The organism is Paraflavitalea speifideaquila, from assembly GCF_032395985.1.
Taxonomy (GTDB): domain Bacteria; phylum Bacteroidota; class Bacteroidia; order Chitinophagales; family Chitinophagaceae; genus Paraflavitalea; species Paraflavitalea speifideaquila.
Window position 1 is genome coordinate 5209988 of sequence record NZ_CP135920.1, and the last position, 22740, is coordinate 5232727.

35 protein-coding genes and 1 pseudogene are annotated in these 22740 nt (G+C 47.9%); 23 read left to right on the forward strand and 13 right to left on the reverse strand.

Translation table 11 applies throughout. From position 1 onward, the window contains the following. The first annotated feature begins 28 nt into the window (after positions 1-28). Positions 29-550 carry a BamA/TamA family outer membrane protein gene (locus RS881_RS35895; protein ID WP_315815162.1) on the forward strand — a complete coding sequence of 174 codons (522 nt, stop codon included), beginning with the start codon at positions 29-31 and terminating at the stop codon, positions 548-550. On the opposite strand, the gene RS881_RS35900 is transcribed toward RS881_RS35895, so the two are convergent. The 7 genes from RS881_RS35900 to RS881_RS35930 all read right to left on the reverse strand — a co-directional run bounded on the left by RS881_RS35900 (position 547) and on the right by RS881_RS35930 (position 4143). Further along, positions 547-909, reverse strand: a complete 363-nt coding sequence (locus RS881_RS35900; protein WP_315815163.1) for an SRPBCC domain-containing protein — start codon at positions 907-909, stop codon at positions 547-549. The genes RS881_RS35895 and RS881_RS35900 overlap by 4 nt on opposite strands. Next, positions 882-1037: an SRPBCC family protein gene (locus tag RS881_RS35905; protein WP_315815164.1), complete on the reverse strand. Its 156-nt coding sequence runs from the start codon at positions 1035-1037 to the stop codon at positions 882-884. Before RS881_RS35905 ends, RS881_RS35900 begins: the two co-directional genes overlap by 28 nt. Before the next feature lie 25 nt (positions 1038-1062). Next, positions 1063-1431 (reverse strand): VOC family protein, encoded by a 369-nt coding sequence (locus tag RS881_RS35910; RefSeq protein WP_315815165.1) that lies wholly within the window; start codon positions 1429-1431, stop codon positions 1063-1065. A 368-nt stretch (positions 1432-1799) separates the two neighbouring features. After that, complete coding sequence (locus RS881_RS35915) at positions 1800-2159, reverse strand: ArsR/SmtB family transcription factor (RefSeq protein WP_315815166.1); 360 nt, start codon at positions 2157-2159, stop codon at positions 1800-1802. A gap of 529 nt (positions 2160-2688) precedes the next feature. Then, a complete protein-coding gene (locus RS881_RS35920; protein ID WP_315815167.1) occupies positions 2689-2859 on the reverse strand; it encodes a hypothetical protein in 171 nt (56 codons plus the stop codon). A 529-nt stretch (positions 2860-3388) separates the two neighbouring features. Continuing rightward, positions 3389-3766 carry an antibiotic biosynthesis monooxygenase family protein gene (locus RS881_RS35925; RefSeq protein ID WP_315815168.1) on the reverse strand — a complete coding sequence of 126 codons (378 nt, stop codon included), beginning with the start codon at positions 3764-3766 and terminating at the stop codon, positions 3389-3391. After that, the gene (locus tag RS881_RS35930) at positions 3733-4143 is read right to left on the reverse strand and encodes an ester cyclase (RefSeq protein ID WP_315815169.1); all 411 of its coding nucleotides are present in this window, start codon (positions 4141-4143) and stop codon (positions 3733-3735) included. The genes RS881_RS35925 and RS881_RS35930 overlap by 34 nt, the downstream gene beginning before the upstream one ends. 246 nt (positions 4144-4389) lie before the next feature. Between RS881_RS35930 and RS881_RS35935 the strand changes: the two genes are divergently transcribed. Further along, positions 4390-4920 (forward strand): hypothetical protein, encoded by a 531-nt coding sequence (locus RS881_RS35935; RefSeq protein ID WP_315815170.1) that lies wholly within the window; start codon positions 4390-4392, stop codon positions 4918-4920. 71 nt (positions 4921-4991) lie between these two features. On the opposite strand, the gene RS881_RS35940 is transcribed toward RS881_RS35935, so the two are convergent. From RS881_RS35940 to RS881_RS35965, 6 genes are all read right to left on the reverse strand, one after another. Continuing rightward, positions 4992-5759 (reverse strand): helix-turn-helix domain-containing protein, encoded by a 768-nt coding sequence (locus RS881_RS35940; RefSeq protein WP_315815171.1) that lies wholly within the window; start codon positions 5757-5759, stop codon positions 4992-4994. Positions 5760-5949: 190 nt separating this feature from the next. After that, positions 5950-6321, reverse strand: a complete 372-nt coding sequence (locus tag RS881_RS35945) for a sensor histidine kinase (protein ID WP_315815172.1) — start codon at positions 6319-6321, stop codon at positions 5950-5952. Positions 6322-6341: 20 nt separating this feature from the next. Beyond that, positions 6342-6530, reverse strand: coding sequence for a hypothetical protein (locus tag RS881_RS35950; RefSeq protein WP_315815173.1), 189 nt, complete (start codon positions 6528-6530; stop codon positions 6342-6344). Next, positions 6512-7216 (reverse strand): PAS domain-containing protein, encoded by a 705-nt coding sequence (locus tag RS881_RS35955; RefSeq protein WP_315815174.1) that lies wholly within the window; start codon positions 7214-7216, stop codon positions 6512-6514. The genes RS881_RS35950 and RS881_RS35955 overlap by 19 nt, the downstream gene beginning before the upstream one ends. Positions 7217-7284: 68 nt before the next feature. Next, the gene (locus tag RS881_RS35960) at positions 7285-7701 is read right to left on the reverse strand and encodes a response regulator (protein ID WP_315815175.1); all 417 of its coding nucleotides are present in this window, start codon (positions 7699-7701) and stop codon (positions 7285-7287) included. Positions 7702-8463: 762 nt separating this feature from the next. Further along, complete coding sequence (locus RS881_RS35965) at positions 8464-8823, reverse strand: helix-turn-helix domain-containing protein (protein WP_315815176.1); 360 nt, start codon at positions 8821-8823, stop codon at positions 8464-8466. Positions 8824-9877: 1054 nt separating this feature from the next. Between RS881_RS35965 and RS881_RS35970 the strand changes: the two genes are divergently transcribed. From RS881_RS35970 to RS881_RS36070, 21 genes and pseudogenes are all read left to right on the forward strand, one after another. Then, positions 9878-10564: a porin gene (locus tag RS881_RS35970; protein ID WP_315815177.1), complete on the forward strand. Its 687-nt coding sequence runs from the start codon at positions 9878-9880 to the stop codon at positions 10562-10564. A 127-nt stretch (positions 10565-10691) separates the two neighbouring features. Continuing rightward, positions 10692-11057 (forward strand): hypothetical protein, encoded by a 366-nt coding sequence (locus RS881_RS35975; RefSeq protein WP_315815178.1) that lies wholly within the window; start codon positions 10692-10694, stop codon positions 11055-11057. A 21-nt stretch (positions 11058-11078) separates the two neighbouring features. Then, on the forward strand, positions 11079-12509 hold the full coding sequence (locus RS881_RS35980; protein ID WP_315815179.1) for an anion permease: 1431 nt from the start codon (positions 11079-11081) through the stop codon (positions 12507-12509). 506 nt (positions 12510-13015) lie between these two features. Next, positions 13016-13270, forward strand: a complete 255-nt coding sequence (locus RS881_RS35985; RefSeq protein WP_315815180.1) for a TolC family protein — start codon at positions 13016-13018, stop codon at positions 13268-13270. Further along, the gene (locus tag RS881_RS35990; RefSeq protein WP_315815181.1) at positions 13267-14139 is read left to right on the forward strand and encodes a TolC family protein; all 873 of its coding nucleotides are present in this window, start codon (positions 13267-13269) and stop codon (positions 14137-14139) included. The genes RS881_RS35985 and RS881_RS35990 overlap by 4 nt, the downstream gene beginning before the upstream one ends. Continuing rightward, positions 14133-14459, forward strand: a complete 327-nt coding sequence (locus RS881_RS35995) for a hypothetical protein (protein WP_315815182.1) — start codon at positions 14133-14135, stop codon at positions 14457-14459. Before RS881_RS35990 ends, RS881_RS35995 begins: the two co-directional genes overlap by 7 nt. Positions 14460-14646: 187 nt before the next feature. Beyond that, on the forward strand, positions 14647-14787 hold the full coding sequence (locus RS881_RS36000) for a hypothetical protein (protein ID WP_315815183.1): 141 nt from the start codon (positions 14647-14649) through the stop codon (positions 14785-14787). After that, positions 14760-15344: an HlyD family secretion protein gene (locus RS881_RS36005; RefSeq protein ID WP_315815184.1), complete on the forward strand. Its 585-nt coding sequence runs from the start codon at positions 14760-14762 to the stop codon at positions 15342-15344. Before RS881_RS36000 ends, RS881_RS36005 begins: the two co-directional genes overlap by 28 nt. Further along, positions 15341-15610: an HlyD family secretion protein gene (locus tag RS881_RS36010; protein WP_315815185.1), complete on the forward strand. Its 270-nt coding sequence runs from the start codon at positions 15341-15343 to the stop codon at positions 15608-15610. Before RS881_RS36005 ends, RS881_RS36010 begins: the two co-directional genes overlap by 4 nt. Positions 15611-15632: 22 nt before the next feature. After that, on the forward strand, positions 15633-15983 hold the full coding sequence (locus tag RS881_RS36015; protein WP_315815186.1) for an ABC transporter permease: 351 nt from the start codon (positions 15633-15635) through the stop codon (positions 15981-15983). Beyond that, on the forward strand, positions 15944-16657 hold the full coding sequence (locus RS881_RS36020) for an ABC transporter permease (RefSeq protein WP_315815187.1): 714 nt from the start codon (positions 15944-15946) through the stop codon (positions 16655-16657). The genes RS881_RS36015 and RS881_RS36020 overlap by 40 nt, the downstream gene beginning before the upstream one ends. Positions 16658-16667: 10 nt before the next feature. Continuing rightward, a complete protein-coding gene (locus RS881_RS36025; protein ID WP_315815188.1) occupies positions 16668-16796 on the forward strand; it encodes a hypothetical protein in 129 nt (42 codons plus the stop codon). Continuing rightward, entirely contained in the window at positions 16783-16944 is a 162-nt protein-coding gene (locus RS881_RS36030) for a hypothetical protein (RefSeq protein ID WP_315815189.1), read from the forward strand. Before RS881_RS36025 ends, RS881_RS36030 begins: the two co-directional genes overlap by 14 nt. Continuing rightward, positions 16914-17951: pseudogene (locus tag RS881_RS36035) on the forward strand (ABC transporter permease). Before RS881_RS36030 ends, RS881_RS36035 begins: the two are co-directional and overlap by 31 nt. 135 nt (positions 17952-18086) lie before the next feature. Beyond that, complete coding sequence (locus RS881_RS36040) at positions 18087-18323, forward strand: hypothetical protein (RefSeq protein ID WP_315815190.1); 237 nt, start codon at positions 18087-18089, stop codon at positions 18321-18323. A 264-nt stretch (positions 18324-18587) separates the two neighbouring features. Further along, the gene (locus tag RS881_RS36045) at positions 18588-18956 is read left to right on the forward strand and encodes a helix-turn-helix domain-containing protein (RefSeq protein ID WP_315815191.1); all 369 of its coding nucleotides are present in this window, start codon (positions 18588-18590) and stop codon (positions 18954-18956) included. 715 nt (positions 18957-19671) lie between these two features. Continuing rightward, complete coding sequence (locus tag RS881_RS36050) at positions 19672-20130, forward strand: hypothetical protein (RefSeq protein ID WP_315815192.1); 459 nt, start codon at positions 19672-19674, stop codon at positions 20128-20130. Positions 20131-20399: 269 nt separating this feature from the next. After that, positions 20400-20597 carry a hypothetical protein gene (locus RS881_RS36055; protein ID WP_315815193.1) on the forward strand — a complete coding sequence of 66 codons (198 nt, stop codon included), beginning with the start codon at positions 20400-20402 and terminating at the stop codon, positions 20595-20597. A 50-nt stretch (positions 20598-20647) separates the two neighbouring features. Further along, positions 20648-20905: a helix-turn-helix domain-containing protein gene (locus RS881_RS36060; protein ID WP_315815194.1), complete on the forward strand. Its 258-nt coding sequence runs from the start codon at positions 20648-20650 to the stop codon at positions 20903-20905. 244 nt (positions 20906-21149) lie between these two features. Then, positions 21150-21941 carry a cation transporter gene (locus RS881_RS36065; protein ID WP_315815195.1) on the forward strand — a complete coding sequence of 264 codons (792 nt, stop codon included), beginning with the start codon at positions 21150-21152 and terminating at the stop codon, positions 21939-21941. After that, on the forward strand, positions 21866-22729 hold the full coding sequence (locus RS881_RS36070; protein WP_315815196.1) for an HAD-IC family P-type ATPase: 864 nt from the start codon (positions 21866-21868) through the stop codon (positions 22727-22729). The genes RS881_RS36065 and RS881_RS36070 overlap by 76 nt, the downstream gene beginning before the upstream one ends. Positions 22730-22740: the final 11 nt, after the last annotated feature.

A 22740-nucleotide genomic window follows, 5' to 3' on the forward strand; every position in this document is an offset into this window, starting at 1 on the left:
ATTACCTGCAAACGGCGCCAAAAGGCAGTTGGGCCAACCGCCTCATTATTGGCGCCAGCCTGCCGCATGGCAATTCCAGGTCACTTCCTTATATCAAGCAGTTTTTAGCGGCGGTACCAATAGCATACGCGCCTTCCGCAACCGCAGCATTGGCCCCGGCACCTACGATGGCAGTGCCACCAACACCCTGCCCGATCAAACTGGTGATATTAAACTGGAATTAAATACCGAATTACGCGGCAAACTATTCAGCATTTTTGAAGGCGCCGCTTTTATAGATGCCGGTAATATCTGGCTCTACAACAGCGATCCCAATAAACCCGGCGCCCGCTTTTCTAAAAACTTCCTGAAGGAAATTGCCGTAGGGGCAGGTGTGGGCTTGCGCATGGACATCACCATCCTCATCATCCGATTGGACGTAGCATTCCCCTTACGCAAGCCCTGGCTGCCAGATGGCGAACGTTGGATAATCGATAAAATTCAATTGGGAAACAACAGGTGGAGAAAAGACAACCTCACCTGGAACCTGGGTATTGGCTACCCATTCTAAATACCGAGGGCCAGCAGTTCATCCAGGCGTTCATGCCCTTGCGATACCCCTTTTTCCATACCCGATCGTACCATACCATCACGATCGGCCACCGATTGAAAAATGGTCTTCATCGTCACTTTTGTTCTGCCGCCCGGTAGGGATTCAAATACCGCCGTATCGAGCGATACATGTCCTTTTTCGGGCAGGCCTTCAAATTCAAAAGTTTGGATCAGCCGTTCGGGAGTCGTCACCTCATGGATCACACCCGAAAAGGCATAGCTACCGCCCTTCCCATCCAGGTGTACATAGCGATAAGAACCGCCTGCCTTGGGGTCAAAATAATCAATGGTCATCGTATAACCCCGGGGCCCAGCCATTGCGTTAATAATTCCGGTGTAATAAAGGCTTTGAACACTTTTTCACGTGGCGCGTCAAATTCGCGCGCAATAACCACCTCTTGTTTGCCGGGCTCGGCCGTAACGATGGTAGGATTTTTCTTTGTCATGGCTTATGTTGTTTGAGTAATCAATTTATGCTTCCTGCAGTTGTGAAATGCTGATCTTCGACATTTGCATCAAGGCCTGTATTGCCCTGCCACCTTTTGAAGGATCCTTGGGCTGCATCAACTCACCCATATTCACAGGCACTACCTGCCAGGAAACACCGTACTTGTCCTTCAGCCAACCACAACGACCTTCCTTGCCACCATCAGCAGTCAACTGATTCCAGAAATAATCGATCTCCTGCTGGTTATCGCAGTTAATAAAAAGCGAGATCGCTTCGTTGAACTTGTATTGCGGTCCTCCATCCAGTGCCATAAAACGCTGGCCATTCAGTTCAAATATCGCTGTAAGCACCTTGCCGCCCAATCCCGGAACCGACTCGGGATAACGCGCCATCGTAACGATCTTTGAATCCCTGAATACACGCGTGTAAAATTTACCGCTTCTTCGGCCTGGCCATCGAACCAGAGAAATGTGACGATCTTTTGCATTGATTGTTGTTTTTAGTTGATAAATCGTTGTAGCTGTTCTATATAATGAACCTATTATTATCGGCAGTCGTGAATCGGCAGTCGATTGCCTCGTTGGTTAATGTTCAATACTCAATGTTCAATGATTCTTACAGCCGCCACCGTCTCGCTGAGGACGGGTATTTTGAAGACTCTCGCTTCGTCGTAGCCGGAGGCTACGTAATAGACTCACTAGCCGGAGGCGAGCGAGTGTTCAAAAAGCTCGCAGCTCGTCGCTCGAAGCTGGTTGCCCCCTCACCCTTTCTTCTTCGCAGCTCCCTTTTTCTTAACTCCCTTCTTCACCGGCTCCTCTATATCCAGCAACAGGTTATCCAACTTATCAAACCGGTGCTCCCACTCTTTCCGGAATGGCTCCAACCAGTTGGATACCGCTACCAACTCCTGCAAGCGCGCCTCACAATACCGCTCACGCCCTTGCTGCTTGATCACAATCAAACCACACTCTGTCAGTATCTTAATATGTTGCGAAATAGCCGGCCTGCTCACATCAAATTGCTCGGCAATCGCATTTAAGTTCAGCGAATTAAAAGCCACCAGGTTAATGATCTCGCGCCGGGTAGGATCGGCTATTGCCTGGAACACATCTCTTCTCATAGTTGTATTATGTAAGTAATCGCTTACAAATGTATACGTAAGTATTCACTTACGCAAATATTTGAAGGCGAAAGTCGCATTCTCCCCCTATTTGTCGCCCTCCCCACTGTATAGGGGCTCAAAATCTTTTAGACCGGGGTGAGCCGTCCCACCTACGGGCGGGAAGGACGCCCACCCTTAATACAGCTTCGACAAGCTTCTTTAGACGGCATCAACAAAGCCGGAGGCTTTGAAATAGGTGTCACCAGCCAGAGGCTGGCGACTGAAGAGAGCCTTTAGACCGGGGTGATCTCACCAACTGGCGGGACCTGAAGGGGGACCCACTCTTAAAACGCCTTCGACAGGCTCTGGCTGATAGTCGACAAGTTCTGCCTGACATCTTTCTTAATTCAACTACAGTGGACTTAAAGTCATGATTGATGGGCAATAAAAAGCCATCCAGGAGCATGGATGGCTTGCTATTGTACAGGTACAATGGTCCGGGAAATCAGTAGCAGCGCTACAAAAGGATAGGTAATGGTACCCTTACTTATTTCCGTTTCTTATGGCTATTGATCATATTATTGAATTGACGCACCACCATTCTTACCAACAGATCGGGATGTACATTGATCAGCTTCGCAATCTCATAGATCTCTTCCACCGATAATTGTTGTGGGTATTCAATGAAGCGTGTAACGCGGTAATTATTGAGCCCCAATCCTTGGTCAATACAGTCTTGGGCAGGTATTTAAAGATATCCCTGAACTCGAGGATCTTCTCCTGCTCAATATAATCCTTTACTACTCTGTATCGTTCATCCATGTACATTTGCGTTAGTCAAAGTAAATGATTAATCAAATTTTAGTCATGTACGTTTCATACTTTTTTGTGTAGAGGTGTGAACTTTTTTAGTTAGAAGATTAACTTTTTATACTGTTAGCCTCCCATGAAGCATTGCTCAGCGTTTAACAGTCCCCGCACTTTCCCGGCACACAAACCAAACAAATTAGCACAAATATACTAATATATTTAGCATTTACCCGCCTTAAATATCCACCGTCCGCCTATATCATCAACCCTTTTACCCTGTCCGTCGCCCCCTTAAAACTACCTGCGAGTCAGCCTCTTATAAGCGTCCTCCTTTGCGCCCCTCCGGTTATCCTGCTGATAACACCCCTTCCCCCTACAAAAATGATGGGCCCCCCTTGCAGGAGGCCCATCGTTTATCAAAGGCATATTTTATAAACTCAATGACCAGCTATTGTATATACTCCCCTGTCCATCGAAATACCCAACTTTTCCCAAAAGGCTGCCGGGTTAAAGCCCTCCTGTTTGTACCCGGCCTGTACCGCTTCTTTGGCCTTTTGCAATGCCTGTTCATGCGCCCATACCGCTACGGTAATAAACACCAGGCTGCCCTGTTCGTCCGTACGTTCATACGCCGCATCTTCCACAAAACCTGGCAATTTTTTGATGAACTCCCGGTTGATCCTTACCCGCTCCAGAAATGCTTGCCTGCCAGCCGCCGGTACCAGGAATTTATCAATGAACCGTACCTGACCAGCCGCTCCCTGACGCGTATAAAACTGGTTTACATCCAATGGCAACAACCCCAGCTCTTGCAAAAGCCCAGCCGGTCAGTAAGTACCTGCCCGTTGGTAACCTTTCCATCTTTCATCCCAAACACCCCCATACCAGCGCTTCTTACCTTTTTGCCCGTACCGGCCAGGCCATTCAAAGGCCCCAGGTGCGTGCCTGTCACCGTCCACCGTATCATTACTTTATCCCCTTCTGCCACCAGCTCATCCAGCTGCCAGTGAAAATCCGGAAACGCTATTATAAGCGGCCGTAGTGGGTCGCCAAAACCCGCGGCTCCTTTCAGCCCGCCAGGCCCTGTATATTCGGGAGCTACATATTCTCCCAATAATTCAAACCTATGCGTATTCAACGCTTGCTCATACATTCCCTGTATGGTGGCTTTGTTTTGTTCGATAATACTCATATCTGACTTCTTTTTTGACTTTGGTAATAGTGGTTTGTGCATGGGCAGATGCCGTAAGGATCAATACCGCCAGTAATAAACTGCCTGGCAAAACGGATGGTTTCATTTTTGCAGTGTTTTATGAAAGCAAAACTCGCTGCAAGCCGTCATCCCGCCTTGTAAAAATCATTGATCTGCCCCGGGGATGACCTCCGCCACATGGGCCCACTCCTTGCTACACACCTTTCATTCACCAAAAATGCAGCCATGAAACCATTTTTCTTGTTACTCTTCTTCACTATTACCGCCTATTATGCCATTGCCCAGGAAGATGCATTTGTCATCAATGAAGCGACCAAGATCAACCGCCAATTGGTACCGGCACCTGTGATCGACTCCCTCCACCGCTTGTTCCCCAAAGCCACCCCTATTGAGTTTTATACCGTGCCCCCGGCAACAGCCAAAAATGCCTGGGCCGATGCCGATACCATGGTATCCTATTCCGATCCCGCTAGTTTTTACCTCCTCGTACTTAAAAGAGGCGATCAAAAGTTTTACAGCCTGTTTTCAGCCACAGGCCTCCTCATTATGACCAAACAACAGGAGGACCTCACCTACCTGCCCGGCACAGTAAAGGAATCCCTGAAAGGTATCCGAAAAGACTATCCTGGTTTTAAAGTAAGAAGCTCCCGTTTTTACAGGAATGAAAGCCGCGCCCGCCAGATGTATTATGAGGTAATTGCAGAAAAAGGCAATAACCAGCAACGCTTTTTTATGATGCCGGTGGCATCCTCGTAAAAATTGATGCCATACAAAGAGGAGGAAGTTATTAAAAGCCCTGGGAAGGCTGCTCATTACCCGGCTCGCTTTTACATAATATTGGGGGCCTTCATAAAAGCCGTAGGTGTACGACCCGTAAACAGTTTGAAGTCTTTATTAAAATGCGGCTGATCATAATACCCCGCATCCAGCGCCACTTCGGCCAGGGACTGCTTATTGACCATCCGGTGCACCACCATTTTCATTTTTGTGATATAGGCAAACTGTTTGGGCGATACACCCACCGCCCGCCGGAATCGTTTTTCAAAGGCATCCTGGCTGATATAAAGCCCCTTCGCCAGGTCTTTCATGCGGATCATACCCTTAGCGGCATGGATCCGCTCCATAGCTGTGGCGATCAAAGCATCTGATTCCCGGTCATACAACCTGGATAATAAATACTGTTCCACCAGGTTTACCCGGGCAGCATTGTTTCGCGCTGCCGCCAATTGCTCTTCCAGCAACGACAATTGATTAAATCCTTTACAACTATCCAGCGCTACATGCTCCTCAAACAATTCATGCAAAGGCTCCTGAATAAAAGCAGTAGCCCCTGCCTTCCGGAACACCACCAGCACATTACCCGTTTCCGGGGCATACTGGATAAGCCGGTCAGATTTACGAAGGCCCGATAAAGTAAAAGGCGATAAATGGAGGGTAGTATCCTGCATCAGAAACTGTACCTGCCCTTTAAAGCGGAAAGCCATTACCAGCGAAGTATCCGGCAGCGTCCTGTTCACCATCACTTCCTGGCTCTCAATAACCAGGTAATGTTTGATAAAAGGCGATAAGGTGGCTATAGGCAAAAATGTTTCCATGTACAACCAGGCAATTAAACCAGTGCTAAAGATAACAATTGTCCCGACAGGAAGTTTACCATGATTGTTGTTGATAGAAGGAGCATACCATAGCCTGTTGAAGATGGTTTCGGCAAGCTCAACCTGACATTCTCAGTCTAAGGGAATCTGCCAAAGCCGCCCGCCGGAGCTTATTGCTCAAAAGGCAATACTACTGTAAATACGGCCCCTTCGCCGGGTTTCCCGACAGCACTGATACTGCCCTGGTGATTGAGCACGATCTTTTACAAAGGGCCAGGCCAATGCCTGTACCGGCAAAAGCCTCCCGGCTGTGCAGCCGTTGAAATATATTGAAGATCTGTTCTGCATGTTCCTGTCCAAAGCCTATCCCATTGTCCGCCACCTGGATCATACAATACCTTTTGCCGGCAGCCAACTCAGGATAGGCGGTCAGGGTCTCTGCATCGGTTTCCCCGGCTATTACCCTGATATGGGGCGCCCGGCCCGGATCACTGAATTTAAGGCCATTGCTGATGAGGTTCGTCATCAGTTGATTGATCTGCAAGGGTATCCCTTCGATCACCGGTAGCTCCCCATAGTCGATTACCGCTTTTTTTCGGCCATCAGTAACTCCAGGTCTGTTTGTACGTCCTGTATCACCCCTTCCAGCCCAACCGGCACAAACAATCCTTCCTGTGTTGATAACCGCGAAAAATCCAGCACATCCTGTATCAGTTTACTCATGCGCGCAGTGGAAGCATCGATCTTATCGATCAGTTCCAGCGGCGGCAAATTCCCTTTTTGAGCATCCCTGTAAACACCCGCACCTTACGCAAAGGCTCCTGCAGGTCGTGCGATGCCACCCAGGCAAATTGTTCCAGCTCCTGGTTTGAACGTCTTAACTGCAGGTTAGAGGCTGCCAGCTCCGATGTACGTTCAGCCACCTGCCTTTTCAGCTCCTTTGAAAACTCCACTACCGTGGCAAGCTGCTGTACCTTTTCTGTGGTCTCTGTACAGGTTACCAATACCCCGGCCACCGCATTCGATTCATCGCGTACGGGACTATAGCTAAATGTCCAATAAACATCTTCCAGGTGGCCATTGCGGTAAATGGGTATCAACTGGTCTTCGCGCCAGATTGCCGGTCCTCCGGCCATCACCTGGTCGATCAGCGGTTTGATCACCGTCCATATTTCAGGCCATATCTCCACGGCAGGTTTTCCCAGCGCATCCGGGTGTTTACCATTATTGCCCAGGCTGGGCCGGTAAGCATCATTGTAAAAGCATAATAATTCCGGTCCCCAGAACAGGAACATCGGGAAGCAATTGTTCAGTACAATACTGATTGTTGTGCGCAGGCTCTGGGGCCATTGTGCAGGCCCGCCCAGGGAGGTTTCCTCCCAGCGGTAAGCGCGGGTCAACGCCCCCATTTCTCCTCCACCTTGTAAAAATTGCCACTGTGGAGCTATACCAGCCATTATTAAATTCATTGTAAGTGAATACAGCAAACCATTTGTTAAGATACCAACCTTTTTCAGCAGCCAGCTTAAGCAACTATCCTGTCCAGCACATGCCGCAAGGTATTGACCAGGTCTTCAAAATTGTATGGCTTGGTAATAAAATCTTCTGCTCCCATTTCCATGGTTTTAGAGATCGTCAGCGGATCAGCAGAAGTAGAGTAGATAATAGTGGGAATGCCCGACAGGCCGGGATTGGACTTGATCAGTCGCAAACATTCCAATCCATTCATAACAGGCATATTAAGATCCAGGAAAATAACATCGGGGACTGAGTGGGAACTGGCCAGTTGCCGGATGGCATCCTGCCCATTGGCGGCTCCTGATAATTCGATGGTGGGATCTAAGGCGCAAAGGGCTGTATTAAAGATCCATTGTTCGTCCATATCGTCGTCTACAAGGAAAAGCCGGCGGGTATTCATAAGCGTATTTTGGATTATGATCAAATATAATACATTCTCATCAAAACAACATCTAATCTACAGCATCCACCAAGAGAAAGACTGATAGAAAATATTCTACCGCTTTCAGCCCTGTATGGGTTGTCCAGTTGTATTAAAGATGACTACTAATCAAAATGAAAGCTAATCACAAAGGAGGTGCTTTTGTGGCCTTTACACGTTACCCCCTTATAGAAGTGCCATACAAATATAACCATTTTGCTACTGAATAATTCAGCATAACCTGCCAATTGTTATAAATACAAGCTCCAGGCCAGCGAATTATTAACTGTTTCATGACTTATTTTTTTAAAAACCATTTCTATTGCTATGGCTAGTAAAATAACGAATCTGGCACCGTACTTCTTCCCTTACCCTTGTTGAGATTGACCGTTTACAGGCCTCACTCTGACCTTTTACAAGCATTGTATAGTTTGGGTAATTTAAACACAAGGGGGTCCGCCGATGCGGAGCCCCCAATGAAAAACACCTGCTTTATCAAACGAACCTCTGCACCCAGTTGATCATGGCGATACCCAGTGATCAGGTTGAAGAATGAAAAGCTATGTGTAGAAATACACTGCCTACGATTCGACTTACTGCTATTCCTGTTCTGTGAAAAAACGGTCTATTATCCTTGAAACACCGGTCATCATGTGTTGGGACAACAAGCGGCCTGCCAAAAATTGTGCCCCGGTATCAACAACCTCTTTCTTAATTCACAACAGCCAATACCGGGGCACAAGAAAAGTGAAAGGCATAAGAACTTCACCCATAAACCGGCCCTGCCCCTTGCCTCCTATGGCAATTATTGGCAACCCGCCATGACCGCCGAACGTCGGAACGATAGCATATTCCGCGTATACACCGATGGCGTATAACCCGTAAACTTTTAAAAGCCGTAGTAAGCGTATTCCGGTTACTGAACCCGCATTTCAAGGCCAGTCCTTTAAAATTTAGCTGCACTACCATCCCTTGCTGCAGCAGTTCCTCACAGTACTTCACCCTAAACTGATTGAGGTAATCATTAAAGTTCACCCCAATTTCCCGGTTGAGGTAGGCGCTCAACTGGTACGATGGTATCTCCAGGTCATCTGCCAGGTCGCGGATCGAATAACCAAAACGCAAAAAGGCTTTTGCTCATGCATAAAACAATGTAACCTTGCCGCAATATTGGCTATCCGTTCTGTTGACAATTCGTAAGTATAGCCGGGCTTATCGTTCTTTCCTGCCATTGGCAGTTGATAAAGTAAATCGTTAGACATGGAATAAAATTTAATGTTAGTAGTGTAATGTTAACCATTCATACCCGGCTGGGTATGCTGGATGCATTCGCTACATTGCTCAACTCCCGGCATAGCAAATCCTTGTACGGAATCACGCTACACACTCATACATTAAACCTGGGTGGGGTATCCTTAACATGGCTTGTTATTAACAGCCTGTAGTAGTAACCAATTTTCTTTAATCTATCTACGGTGATTGTTGAGTTAACCGGTGAAGCAATGTTCTATGCGGTTTGCTGGAAGCCGGATGACCTGGGGAGATCATGGTTGGGAAACGGCCACGACAGTTGTCCAATGACAGGGGTTTTCCCGGGCTGCATGAACAAATGGGAGGACGAGGCGAATAAATAGTTGCATTTCCGCCTAAAGTACCTGACTCGACTTGCTTGTACAATCATAAATTCATTTTTGGTGTTACACAATGGGTGGTTGGAAGTTCCTGTCTGATCAATGTATTTCAATTTACTATCTAAAGCCTACTTAACCCTAATTAAACAACTCAAAAGCAGCATTGATTTATATTTCTTGGCAGCATTTTTATTTCAGGAGATACATCAATGATAAGACTAAAGCAAGGAACAGCCAGCATTTGTTTTAACAATAGTGGGTAATGCTTATAAAACTTGCACAAAACAATAACCTAATTCGTAACGCGCTACCAACAGTAAGCAAAACCACTTATCAATTTGTAAGCGACTTATTATTCACTGGGGCATTTGGGTATTATTGTCAGGTTGTTGCTTCCTTTAACTATTCGATTTAACATATATCAAATCGAGGAGCTGCGAGATATAAGCTTCGAGCTGCGAGCCAAACTAAAGTACGATCGTCCTATCACCCTCATCACTCAATCCTAATTTTTAATATATTTATAGTACCATTAAGTACTAACCCTCATGAGAAACTACCTGCTGATCGTATATACAGGCATGCAACTATTATGTTTTACTGCGAAGGCACAGCAAAAAGATGAGACCTCCCTCACCTCTGCTGATACCGTTACCAATTTTTCCGCCTTCCAACGTTCCCTTTCTTTTTCCGGCGTATTGCAAACCCGTTATATGGCTTCCCTCAACAACAACGTTGATGTAAATGGAAAACATTTCGATCCCAATACCACTACCACCCCTAAACCAGTACGCAATACCTTTCTCGTAAAACGCGCCCGCTTCATGATCAGGGCCAATATCAACGATCACTTCTCGGCCAATATCCTCGTCAATTTTGCCGATTTCAACGGCAGCCCCTCCAATAAAGTACTCGAAAACGCCTATATCAAATACTCCCTCAATAAATACTTCAATGTACAAGTGGGCCAGTTCCGTCCCTTCTTCGGTATTGAAGATGCACTGCCTGTTGATATCATCCGCACCCTCGATTTCTCCAACCAGTATTATGCTTTTGGCCGCAATGGCTGGCAAAGCTTCCAGGTAGGCCTTTCTGTTTTTGGCAATATTGATCAGCAAGGCAACCTCCGCTACTTTGCCGGTCTATACAATGGCAACAACCGCAACCAGGCTACTGACGATGATGATACCAAAAACGCCTATGCCCGCCTCGAAGCCACCCCTACCCCCATATAACCTTCGCCCTCAATGCCGGCACCGGCAGTACCAATGGCAATACCAATACCCGCAGCGGTACCGGCAATGCCTGGGGAGCCGATGCCACCACTAAGATCCCCTCTCCCACAAATGGCAACTCCTCCTCATGAGCGAATACAAATCAGGTTCCGATTTTATAGCATACCATACCAGTACCCAACAACCCAAGCCATCCCTTAGCCAGTTCCGTACACAAGGCTTTTATTTTTTCCCCACCCTTCGTTATGAATACAAACGACCCAGGGTAAGGGCCATTGAATTTTCTTCCCGGTATGAATACCTCGATGAAAATTATAAACAACATGATAATCCACGGCAAACCATCATCCCCAATGTATCGCTCATCTTTGCCGATAATTTTTATGCCGTATTACAGGTAGGTGTGGCCATCGATCTCTACAAAACCAAGATCCCTTTCACCACCACCTACAACAATAACCTGGCCTACGCACAATTACAGATCCGGTTTTAAACAATACCTAAAAGCACGTTTATGAAGGAAATCAAACCCAAGGCATTACTGGCTACCCTCATCATTGCATTGATCATCTGGTTTATTCCAGTACCCGAAGGCGTTAAACCCAATGCCTGGCACCTGCTGGCTATTTTCCTGGGCACTATTTTTGGCATCATCCTCAAAGCGGCTTCCATGGGCACCATGGCCATGCTGGGCATTACCCTTTGCGCTGTTACACAAGTATTGGCCCCGGGCGATCCTGCCCATGCGGTTACCAATGCATTGAGCGGCTTTGGCAATTCCACCATCTGGCTCATTGGCCTTGCCTTCTTTATCGCACGCGGTTTTATTAAAACCGGCCTGGGCACCCGCCTCGCCTATAACTTTATCAAAGTATTTGGCAAAAGCACCCTGGGACTGGCCTATGGACTCAATACCGCCGATCTGCTGCTGGCCCCCGCCATCCCCAGCAATACAGCCCGCGCAGGCGGTGTGATCTTCCCCATCATGAAATCCATCGCTATCAATATGGGCTCCTTGCCCGATAAACCCGAAACACATCGAAAAATAGGCGCTTACCTTACCCTTGGCAGTTACAATGCCAATATGATCACCTCCGTGATGTTCCTTACTGCTACCGCCAGTAATCCCATGGCCCAGAAATTTGCCAAAGACCTCGGCATTACCATCACCTGGGGCAGTTGGGCCATCGCCGCTTTATTGCCCGGGCTCGTTTGCTTTTTATTATTACCCTTGCTACTCTATAAATTCTTTCCACCCGAACTCAAGCAAACAAAAGAAGCTCCCCGCATGGCTGCCGAAAAACTGAAAGAGATGGGCCCCGTTTCCCGCCAGGAATGGCTGATGGTGGCTACCTTCATCATACTCCTCATCTTATGGATCTTTGGCAACCTCATAGCAGTTGATGCCACCACGGGCGCTTTAATTGGCTTGTGTATCTTGTTGCTAAGCGGTGTCCTTACCTGGGAGGATGTAAAAGCCGAAAAAGGCGCCTGGGATACCATCGTATGGTTTTCTTCACTCGTCATGATGGGGTCCTACCTCAACTCACTGGGTTTTGTAGGTTGGTTTGGCAACCTCATCGGCAGCAAAATGGCCCACCTCAGCTGGCAAGTGGCTTTCCCCATCCTCATACTTGTATACTCTTATTGCCACTATATGTTTGCCAGTGCTACCGCACAGGCCGCCGCCATGTATCCCGTATTCCTCGCTGTAGGCATTGCCGTAGGTGTGCCTGGCACCATGCTGGCTATTTTCCTGGGCGCCTGTGCTACACTTATGGGATCACTTACCCACTATGGCCACGGACCTGCCCCCATTTTCTTTGGCAGCACTTATGTAGACATGAAAGACTGGTGGAAACATGGATTCTTCATCTCCGTTTTCTTTCTCGTTATATGGTTTGTCGTGGGAGGTTTGTGGTGGAAATTGCTCGGTTTATGGTAAGTGCTGTAAAGCATACCCAAAACTTCCCTAACTTTAAATAACCCTTATTCCCCTCCCCCACTGCCTAACCCAGCCTGCCCTACACTGTACCCCCATCCCTGCTACCGTACCAGCATCGACGTTTGACAATTGCCATCTGCCAGACAATCGAGGCAAAAGATCGAACATTCACTATTGACTATTCACTATATGAAGCAAATCTATCTTTCTGTAGCACTACTTTGTTTCGTCTCATCACCATTCTGGTGCAAGGAACTGTCATCCAAATTTTATTTGTTTGCCCCTGGCGAAAGGTGGGTCGCTCTGCAGACTGGCAAATGCAGCGTTGTAGAGCGGCTCACCTTCATCAGGAAAGAGGTGACACCTTCCCCTTACCACGAAAACGAAAAGGTGTCACCTCTTAGCCCCTGGTGCAAGTATGCAGCCTTGGCCTTGTGTGTGAGCGTACTTGTGCCCCCGAAGCAAAAGATTGCCGACTGCCGATTGCCGACTAAAGATTCACTACTATGAAGCATTATGTACGCTCCGTAATTCTCATTTGTTCCATAGGCTGCTCCTCCACCATCGCTCAGGATATCACCCTGCACGACTGCTATCGGCTGGCTGCCAGCAACAACAAACTCGTACAACAATCCAAGACCTCCCTCTTGCGGGCACAGTACAACCTTGGTGTAGAAAAACAACGTTTTGTACCCAAGATAGATGCCCTGGCCAGCTATACCTACCTGAGCCGCCCCTTGAGATCAATTTACAAACCGTGAGAAATGGCATACTCGATGGCAGTTCCAAACAAGCTGTCAATGCAGCCAATACCGTATTTCAGGAGATCACCGGCAACCAGCTATCCCAACCGGTACAGGACAAAATATATAACACCTCCAAAACCATTCTCGGCGCTGTATATCCCGATTACAATCCGGCGCTTAGCAAACAATCCTATTTCCTGGCGGGTCTCTTTGCCCGTCAACCCATTTTCCTGGGCAATAAGTTAACCGCCGTCCGCAACTTTGCCGAAGCCGAAGTCAACTCCGGTATCATTGGTACCGCTCTAGCCGAAAAAGAGGTTCAGTTTGCCATCACCCTCCAATATATACGCATACACTACCTCAATACCCTGTTGAAAATACAGCAAGGCGTGGTGGATGCGTTTGATAAGAACAAAGCCTATGGTGATGAAATGGTCAAAAATGAGATCCTCGCCCCTTACCAAAAAAGCTGGACCAAAGTATTACTCTCACAGGCACGTACCAATTATGCCAACCTGGGCATGGAAAAACAAAATGCACTCGTTGAATTAAACAAATTATTGGGTATCTCCCTCGATTCCGCCCTTACCATTAATGATACTTTGGTGTATAAGCGCGGCATCATCCCACTTGATGACCAAAACGCCTGGCAGCAAAACCCCGTGTATCAAATGGTGCAAAGTAAAATTGCCTCCGCGCAAGTGGGCGAGAAAATTGCCCGTTCCTACAACCTGCCCAATATCTTTGCCATTGGCAACCTCAACCTCTACCAAAATCAATTGCCCGTTACCATTTCTCCCTGGATGGTGGGCGTTGAAATGCAATGGAATATTTTCAGCGGCACCCAAACACAAAAAGAAAGCTGGCCGCCCACCAGTTGGTAGAAGAAGTAAAACTGGCCGAAGCCAATACCAAAGAAAACCTTCAGATGCAACTCCGGGTTACCCGCAATAAAATACTGGCCGCTCAAAATGAGATCAATACAGCCGATAGCGCCCGCCAGGATATTGCCACCACCCGCCGCCTCGTTAATGAACGCGTACAAAACCAGCTGTCTTCTCTCAAAGACCTGAATGATGTGATACTCATCCAGAGCGAAGTAGAGAAAGGCTATCATACCGCCATCCTGGCCTATTACCTGGCCCTGGCCACTTACTGGAACGTATATGGTACCCCTAACCGCATTACCGAACTAATCCCGTAAAACATGCATACAACTCAATACTTTATTGCGTCAAAAGCTACGAGCTTCGAGCCGCTAGCTGCGAGCCTAATACAGCGATACCGCGTGGCCTCTTTCCCTCTTTGCTTTTCGCTCGCAGCTCGAAGCTCGCAGCTCACAACTTGCCTTTCTCACTCGTTGCCTTAATGCCTCTTTCAAATCATTCAATATGAGAACGTTCATCAAACAATACTGGGCCCTCTTCATCCCCATCCTTGTACTGGTGGTGGCTATATGGTTTCTCTTTCGGAAATCTCCCACCGAATCCAATGCCCCCTGGGCATGGTGGATGCGACCAGCGTTGATGTAGCCGCCGAATTCCCGGGCCGCCTCGATAGCTTGTTTGTAGAACAGGGCGATACCGTCAAAAGCGGACAACTATTGGGTGTATTGCGCACCAATGAAATTGATGCCATCCGCGCACAGGCGCAAGCCGCTGTAGATGCCGCCAAAGGACAATTGGAATTACTCGAAGCAGGCCCGCGCAAAGAACTCATCAGCGCCACCGGCAAACTCACGGAGATTGCCGAAGATCAGTACAACCTATTCAGCAAAACCTACGACCGCATGCAGCGCTTGTACAATGCCGATGTGATCAGCGGACAGGAGCGCGATATCTTCTTCTTCAAATACCAGGCTGCCCAAAAAGAAATGGAAATGGCCAAACTCAACCTGGAGATGTTGAAGAACGGTACCCGCCCCGAGCTCATCAAAAGTGCCCAGGCCATTGTACGACGGGCTGAACAGGCTGCTGAACTGACCAAGGCCTTGCAGGAACATACCCGGATCCATTCGCCCGCCACCGGCGTGATCAGTTCCTTGTTATCCACCAGGGCGAGATCGTATCCATCGGTTATCCCATCATGACCGTCGAAAAAGAAAACTCTTATATTCTGCGCTTCAATATCCGGCAGGATATTGCTGCCTCCCTGCAACCCGGCACCAATGCCAGCGTAAAGGTTCCCGGATGTAACCCAGAGGAGTTTAAGGTGGTCGTCTCTACCGTGGCCCCTTCCCTCACCTTTGCCAATTGGGTACCCTCCAAAGAAAAAGGGCAGTTCGAACTGCGCACCTTTACCATTGAATTTAAACCCGCCGCCCCGGAACCATTCAGGGATTGCGTTCCGGCATGACGGCATCACTTCAACTACCCTGATGCGAACCACCTGCCAGGTCATGTTAAGAGAATGGAAGCGTATCTTCCGGTTGCCAGTACACTACCTTGTATTGCTGGTGGCTCCGCCCATATTGTTCTTACTCTACGCCTACATTTACAATGAACAACAGGTAGAGCGCCTGCCCATGGCCCTTTGGGATGACGACCAGTCTGCCCTCTCGCGCCAATTTACCTTTCTGCTGCAACAGGGAAAAACCTGCCACTTCACCACCCAGGTTAGCAGTATTGATGAACTGGAAGACCTTATTCAAAAGGAAAAATACTGGGTGCCGTTCATTTTCCTAAAAAGATGGAACAGGATATCAAGAGCCGTCACCCGGTTAATGTAGTAGTATATACCAATGCTGCTGCCGTAGTACCTGCCAAACTCATTTACAAGGAAGCCGCCCAGGTGATCATCACGGCCGGTTCGGGTGTGATCCTCCAGAAGTTTGTAAAGACCGGCATGGACAAAGACAAAGCCATGGCGCTTGTTCAACCCATTGCCCTGGTGCCGTATACCTTGTACAACCCCACCTATAACTACCAGCATTACCTGGTACCCGGTCTTATTACCGTGGCCCTGCAAATGATCATCATCATGGTGGGTGTATTATTGTTGAATTATGAAGCCACCACCAATACCCGCCAGCAACTCTGGTATATAGCCAGGGGCTCTGCCTCTGCTGTGATTGCCGGTAAAACCCTGGCCCACCTCGTCATTGCCTGGATCAATTTTATACTCGTGGCCTTTATCATCTTTCCCTTGTTCAACCTGGGCATTATGGCAGCGGCTGGTAAATTCTTTGTGGTGTATACCTTGTTAAGCCTGGCCTGCCTGGGCATTGGCCAGCTTTTTCGGCCATCTTCAGCGATACCATGGTGGCCACCGATGCCGCTTTGTTTTATACCTCCCCGCCTTTGTATTCAGCGGCTTTACTTTTCCCCGCTGGGCCATGCCCTGGTACGATCAGTATTATGCCAACATCATGCCCTATACCCATTTTCTCGATGCCTTTTTTAAGGTGTATTATATGGACCTCCCCTTACGCTATGCCATTACCGAAATGGGCTATCTGCTGCTTTTTATTGCCATTACTTATCCCATGGCCATCCTTCTATACCAGCAACAACTTAATCAACTGAAACGTGCCATCACCTAACCAACTGACCATATTGTGGCGACTGATATTACGCGAGGTGCACCGCATTGCCCAGGATCATAGCCTGCTGCTGACCCTGCTCATTGCCCCCTGCTCTATGCTTTCTTTTATGGCAGCATTTACCAGTACAAGGAAGAAGAAGCCGTAAAACTTGCCGTGGTAGATGATGACCATACGTATTTATCGCGCCTTATTACCCAGCAGGTCAGCAATGCCCAGATCACTTCCGTATTCCTGGTACCTTCTATCGAAGATGCCAAGGAGGCCATGTACCAAGGCCAATGCCAGGGCTTTTTGTATATCGAGTATGGATTGGAGCAGAAAGTAAAATCCCTGAAGCAGGCCCATGTGGTAGTAGCACTCAATGCGGCCCGGTTCCTGCCCTCCAGCGATCTGTTGTTGAGTATTAACCAAACCTGCCTTACCCTGGGAGCGGGTGTGCGCCTGCAATACCTTCAAAAATCGGAGGGCATGAATACCGGTGGGTCCATGCAGGAAGTGATGCCTGTCAACCTCGACTACCGGCCTTTGTTCAATAGCCGCAGTTCTTATGGCGCTTTTATGTTGCCCGGACTACTGGCCATTATTTTACAGCAAACCTTATTGATCGGCTTGTCGGCCAGCGTTGCCCTCGAAAGGAAGAAGAAAACCGTTCCCGCCTGGCTGCAGGCTGCCGGTGGCAGTCCTTCCATGGCTATCTGGGGCAAGGGATCTTTTTATATCTTTTGTTTTGTGCGTATGCTTATTTTTTTATGACCGTTAATTTCAGGATACTGGAGCTGCCCATGCGGGGTGATGGGTTTCAACTGGCCATTGCTTTTTTCTCTTTATCATTACCCTTATACCCATGGCTCAGTGGATTGGGGGCTGTTTAAAGATCCTTTGTTGAATGTGCAGGTCATGGCTTTTTCCACCTATCCTTTCTTCCTCATTGCGGGTTATACTTTTCCTTTACAAAACATACCTGTGCCCCTCCAGTGGATGTCTGCTTTATTGCCTACTACCCCCTTTATCAATATGTATCAGTCTATTGTACAGGGAGGCGCTTCCCTTGGTCAAAATATGCCCCATATACTGCACCTCATAGCCCTCTTGTTTCTGTATACCTTCCTGGCCCTTGTTCGGCTGCGCAAGATCAACAGCAGGCCTGGGTGAACACGAGGTATACATATATACATTTTATCCTAACTTCATAAAAACCAATACCACTATGGAGTTCAAAAAACCAGCATTCAGCGGGTCACCTGAAGAATTTGTTGCTTTTGTGCGTTGGTCCGAAAGTGGGGGCGCATGCTCAATAAGGCAACTGGGTTGCCGGCTACCCGGGAAGAGATTGCGGAAACCATTATGACCCTGATGGAGGTAGACCTGGGCGGTTATCCCGATTTCAAAACATTGGATGCCTGTACCAATCCCGGTGATTTTAGTGAGCGTTTTGAAAAAGCCATCGAAGCCAATAGAGCCAATCCCGATTGGTTTTTGTTTTTCGCTTCGCGGGAGGACAATTCTTCTACTACAGAATATTAAAATACAATTCCCCATTGTAGGGGTTAACATCTAGGTGAAAAAAATTACATCTCATTGTGAACTTCCGGTTCCCATTATTTGTAGTTTCGCTATGGCAGAAAAGGCGATTTCTACTACTGCACAACATTCGAACTTCCCTTATTATTCTTTCCCCCTGCCACTGGGCAGATACTTGTTTACTGGTAAGGCAGTATACATATTGCTATTTTATTGTTCAAAAAAACAACCGGATCGAATAGATCCAGGCCGTTAAACCTGCTTTCTATGAAAGAAGTCACAACCTTGTCCCCGAAGGACCTGGAAAGGGTCTTGCATGCTGCAAGCATTATTGAAAACAATCTCAAATACCACTACAGGATTCCCGAGCTGGCCGAAAAGCTATTAATCAACAAAAACAAACTGAAGGAAGATTTTAAAACAGCCTTTGGCATGGGCCTCTATGGCTGGCTGTTACAAAAGCGGTTGGAAAAAGCCCGGGAATTATTATTGGCGGATGTTACTATTCGCACCATCGCCATCTCCGTTGGATTTATAGGCTATCACGCAGAAACCAACTTTATTAAATTCTTCAAAAAAATATGCACCAGCCACCCGCCACCTGGCGCAGGGAGCAATTGGAGAATAGAAGGATAGAACAGGAAGCTAAGCAGTCGGCATAGAAACAACTAAATGGAATATAGATTCGGCTAAACAGCATGTTTATACACTATAACTTAACACAACAATTAAACGCATCCATTCCATCCTGCGTAATCAGCCATTCTTCCGTACCTCCCTGGCAGCTCTCCCCACCTTAACCCGTAGCCCTCCCGTACCGCTCCCATAGTAAAGGCGCATTTTCATAAATATCACCCTTAGTCCAGATCGCTTCCCAATAGCTATCAGGAGACGGTCTTTCGGACTTTCCCGACTTTCCGGACTTCCCCCAAGCCTAACCCTTGTCTCATCCCAGCCTTATCCTTGTAGGTAAAGGCGCATTTTCCTAAATATTCACATTTCCTCAATTCGTCACTACCCGCAAAGGCAATAATAAATAACTAATAATCAATAATATAATCACAAAGCCCACTCCCATACCCCAACACCCCCTTCCTACCAACCCTTAGTCTTCCTCCCTACACAGCAACCTGTATTCGCTCACAGCTCGCAGCTCATAGCTCGAAGCTGTTCTCAAAACCGGCCATTTGCGGCCATTTTAGCCATTTTGGTCACCTATATCCCAGCATTCAAAAATAGGCTGTAAATTTATTAAGCAATCCAATCAGTTATGGCCAAAGTAATGGGACCTATATTTCTTGAATGTACCTTGGGACAACCTCACCTTCTACAAGATGGAGGCCGCTACTTTGTGCGCAAGAAAAGCCGCCTTACCCGCGAGAAGGTGCTCAAACACCCCGCCTTTGCCAAAACCAGGTTCTATGCCAACCGGTTGGCCGTAGCTTCCAAAATTGCTTCCTCTATTTACAGCGACCTGCCCCTCCACTGGCGGCAGTTCTGGATGTACCGCGACTTCACCGGTGAAGCCATCAACATGCTCAACCAGGAAGCTACGCCACAGGAAGCCTATGATTACCTTTGGAAGACCTATGTAGAGTATTGGGTACTCTACCAGCAAGCTACCGGCATTAAGCTCGAGACAGGCCGCAAACAACAACCCGTCAAAAGACCGAAGGACTATAAAACCCGGCTCAAACACCGCGACAGCAATCCCAAACGTTGCCGCTATCGCCGCCTCATTGGCCGCAACCATTGGAAAAGCAGTTATGACAATACCGCCGAACTCCTGGAAAGGAGCGCAAACGCATAGCCCGCGAAAAGCAACTCCAATGGTTCGAAGAACAACGCCTCAAAGGCCGCTATAAAGAACAGGAAGAACACCGGCGTAAAATGCAGGCCAAACTCCTAAAGCCGCCACCCCTCAATTGGCTGCCTGATCCACGAAATCCTTTCCGCGTAATCAGCGATTCATCCCTTCCTTTGCATTTCTTCTGTATGGTATAGGCCGTATTCGTATTCCTTCTCCTGTCTCCTGCATTTCGTACCTTTGCACCCATTATGCAACTCTTCATTAAAAATATGGTGTGCGATCGCTGCATCCTCGTGGTACAGCAACAGTTGGATCAACTCGGCCTTACCCATAGCCATATCCAATTGGGCGAAGTGGAACTGACCGGCACACCTGCCGCCGGCAAACTGCAATCCCTGCAAACCAACCTCCAGGCCCTGGGCTTTGAAGTGCTCGACAATAAAAAAGCACCACCGTCGAAAAAATAAAGAATACCATCATCCACCTCATTCATCATGCAACCAATGAGGCAGCGCCCATGAAATTGTCCGTCCTCCTCGAAGAAAAACTCCAGATGGATTACCATTACCTCACAACCCTCTTTTCTTCTGTAGAAGGTATTACCATTGAAAAATATGCCATCCTCCAGCGCGTGGAAAAAGCCAAAGAACTGTTAATGTACGATCAGTTGAGTCTGGGACAAATTGCCGATCAACTCGGTTACAGCAGCGTACAACACCTGTCCCAACAATTCAAAAAGATCACCGGCCTCACCCCTCCCATTTCAAACAGCTAAAAGAAAACAAACGCAAGCCTTTGGATAAAGTGTAGGAGAGAATACAGGAGACAGAATACAGAATTCAGAAGCTTTGGATACGCCAATAATGATTAGTTTCCAATAACTAAGCGCCCCCTGTATTCTTCTGTATGCTGTCTCCTGTATTCTGTATTCTAATCCCCCATAATTATATACATATCGGCTATAATCCTGTAACAACACCCCTGTTGACCGGTCCTACCTTTACAAAAATGATCGGACTATGTCAACAGCAACAGCCATTCCCACAAAACGCACAACAACAGCCGCCACTACTACCGGCCGCCCTACTATAAAAGAAACCTATCCCGTACTCGATATGACCTGCGCCGCTTGCGCCATCAGCGTCGAGTCCATGCTCAAATCAGTACCCGGTGTGGCCGATGCCGGCGTCAACTTCGCCAACCAAACCGCCTGGGTCGAATATGAGCCCGCACGCGTTACCACCGCCCAATTACAGGCTACTGTACGCTCCATTGGGTATGATCTACTGATCGATAAAGACAACCAGGAAGCAATCAAAGAAGAAGCACAGCGCAATCATTACCGCCAGGTAAAACAACGCACCATCTGGGCATCCATCCTGTCCCTGCCCATTGTAGTTATTGGTATGTTCTTTATGGATATGCCTTATGGCAACTGGATCATGATGGCCCTGGCTACCCCCGTGGTATTTTATTTTGGCCGCAACTTCTTCATCAATGCCTGGAAACAAGCTACCCACCGCAAAGCCAATATGGATACCCTGGTAGCCCTAAGTACCGGCATCGCCTGGTTGTTCAGCGCCTTCAATACTATTTATCCTGCTTTCTGGCACCAGCGCGGCCTTCATCCACACGTCTACTTTGAAGCTGCTGCCGTGGTGATAGCATTTATTTCCTTAGGTAAACTTTTGGAAGAAAAAGCCAAGTCCAATACCTCTTCCGCCATCAAAAACTCATGGGCCTTCAACCCAAGACGGTATTCCTCGTTACCTCCAATGGCGATATTACCGAAGTGCCCGTGGCACAGGTAAAAATAGACGACCGCCTGCTGGTAAAGCCCGGTGAAAAGATCCCGGTGGATGGTTACCTCGTTTCCGGCCAATCTTATGTAGATGAAAGCATGATCACCGGCGAGCCCGTACCCGTAGCCAAGAACAATGGTGACTTTGTATATGCCGGCACCATCAACCAAAAAGGCAGCTTCCAGTTTCGGGCAGCCAAGGTAGGCGCCGATACCCTCCTGGCGCAGATCATTAAAATGGTGCAGGAAGCACAGGGTAGCAAGGCCCCCGTACAAAAGCTGGTCGATAAAATTGCCGGCATCTTTGTACCGGTGGTCATTGGTATCGCTATCCTTACTTTTATCAGTTGGATGCTCCTGGGCGGCGACAATGCCTTTACCCACGCCTTACTTACATCTGTAACCGTATTGGTCATTGCATGTCCTTGTGCCCTTGGCCTCGCTACACCTACCGCCATCATGGTGGGTGTTGGAAAAGGCGCCGAAAACAATATCCTCATTAAAGATGCCGAAAGCCTGGAACTGGCCCACCAGGTAAATGCCGTGATCCTCGATAAAACAGGCACCATTACCGAAGGCAAACCACTCGTTACCGACCTGGTCTGGAACAACCAGCCACAGCAGTTAGCACAACACCAGGATATTTTATATGCACTCGAACAACAATCCGAACACCCCTGGCCCAGGCCGTGGTACAACATATACAACCCGTTGAAAAGAACATCACCTTTCAAGCTGTGGAAAGCATCACCGGCATGGGCATCAAAGGTGTGCAACAGGGCATCACCTACCTGGTAGGTAATAAAAGT

Excerpts from the sequence above, each read along its gene's own strand:
- RS881_RS35900 (WP_315815163.1), bottom strand. The coding sequence starts at position 909 with ATGGCTGGGCCCCGGGGTTATACGATGACCATTGATTATTTTGACCCC.
- RS881_RS35905 (WP_315815164.1), bottom strand. The coding sequence starts at position 1,037 with ATGACAAAGAAAAATCCTACCATCGTTACGGCCGAGCCCGGCAAACAA.
- RS881_RS35910 (WP_315815165.1), bottom strand. The coding sequence starts at position 1,431 with ATGGCGCGTTATCCCGAGTCGGTTCCGGGATTGGGCGGCAAGGTGCTT.
- RS881_RS35915 (WP_315815166.1), bottom strand. The coding sequence starts at position 2,159 with ATGAGAAGAGATGTGTTCCAGGCAATAGCCGATCCTACCCGGCGCGAG.
- RS881_RS35930 (WP_315815169.1), bottom strand. The coding sequence starts at position 4,143 with ATGAGTATTATCGAACAAAACAAAGCCACCATACAGGGAATGTATGAG.
- RS881_RS35935 (WP_315815170.1), top strand. The coding sequence starts at position 4,390 with ATGAAACCATTTTTCTTGTTACTCTTCTTCACTATTACCGCCTATTAT.
- RS881_RS35940 (WP_315815171.1), bottom strand. The coding sequence starts at position 5,759 with ATGGAAACATTTTTGCCTATAGCCACCTTATCGCCTTTTATCAAACAT.
- RS881_RS35955 (WP_315815174.1), bottom strand. The coding sequence starts at position 7,216 with ATGGCTGGTATAGCTCCACAGTGGCAATTTTTACAAGGTGGAGGAGAA.
- RS881_RS35970 (WP_315815177.1), top strand. The coding sequence starts at position 9,878 with ATGAGAAACTACCTGCTGATCGTATATACAGGCATGCAACTATTATGT.
- RS881_RS35975 (WP_315815178.1), top strand. The coding sequence starts at position 10,692 with ATGAGCGAATACAAATCAGGTTCCGATTTTATAGCATACCATACCAGT.
- RS881_RS35980 (WP_315815179.1), top strand. The coding sequence starts at position 11,079 with ATGAAGGAAATCAAACCCAAGGCATTACTGGCTACCCTCATCATTGCA.
- RS881_RS35985 (WP_315815180.1), top strand. The coding sequence starts at position 13,016 with ATGAAGCATTATGTACGCTCCGTAATTCTCATTTGTTCCATAGGCTGC.
- RS881_RS36000 (WP_315815183.1), top strand. The coding sequence starts at position 14,647 with ATGAGAACGTTCATCAAACAATACTGGGCCCTCTTCATCCCCATCCTT.
- RS881_RS36005 (WP_315815184.1), top strand. The coding sequence starts at position 14,760 with ATGGTGGATGCGACCAGCGTTGATGTAGCCGCCGAATTCCCGGGCCGC.
- RS881_RS36010 (WP_315815185.1), top strand. The coding sequence starts at position 15,341 with ATGACCGTCGAAAAAGAAAACTCTTATATTCTGCGCTTCAATATCCGG.
- RS881_RS36015 (WP_315815186.1), top strand. The coding sequence starts at position 15,633 with ATGCGAACCACCTGCCAGGTCATGTTAAGAGAATGGAAGCGTATCTTC.
- RS881_RS36020 (WP_315815187.1), top strand. The coding sequence starts at position 15,944 with ATGGAACAGGATATCAAGAGCCGTCACCCGGTTAATGTAGTAGTATAT.
- RS881_RS36025 (WP_315815188.1), top strand. The coding sequence starts at position 16,668 with ATGGACCTCCCCTTACGCTATGCCATTACCGAAATGGGCTATCTGCTG.
- RS881_RS36040 (WP_315815190.1), top strand. The coding sequence starts at position 18,087 with ATGCTCAATAAGGCAACTGGGTTGCCGGCTACCCGGGAAGAGATTGCG.
- RS881_RS36045 (WP_315815191.1), top strand. The coding sequence starts at position 18,588 with ATGAAAGAAGTCACAACCTTGTCCCCGAAGGACCTGGAAAGGGTCTTG.
- RS881_RS36055 (WP_315815193.1), top strand. The coding sequence starts at position 20,400 with ATGGTGTGCGATCGCTGCATCCTCGTGGTACAGCAACAGTTGGATCAA.
- RS881_RS36060 (WP_315815194.1), top strand. The coding sequence starts at position 20,648 with ATGAAATTGTCCGTCCTCCTCGAAGAAAAACTCCAGATGGATTACCAT.
- RS881_RS36065 (WP_315815195.1), top strand. The coding sequence starts at position 21,150 with ATGTCAACAGCAACAGCCATTCCCACAAAACGCACAACAACAGCCGCC.
- RS881_RS36070 (WP_315815196.1), top strand. The coding sequence starts at position 21,866 with ATGGGCCTTCAACCCAAGACGGTATTCCTCGTTACCTCCAATGGCGAT.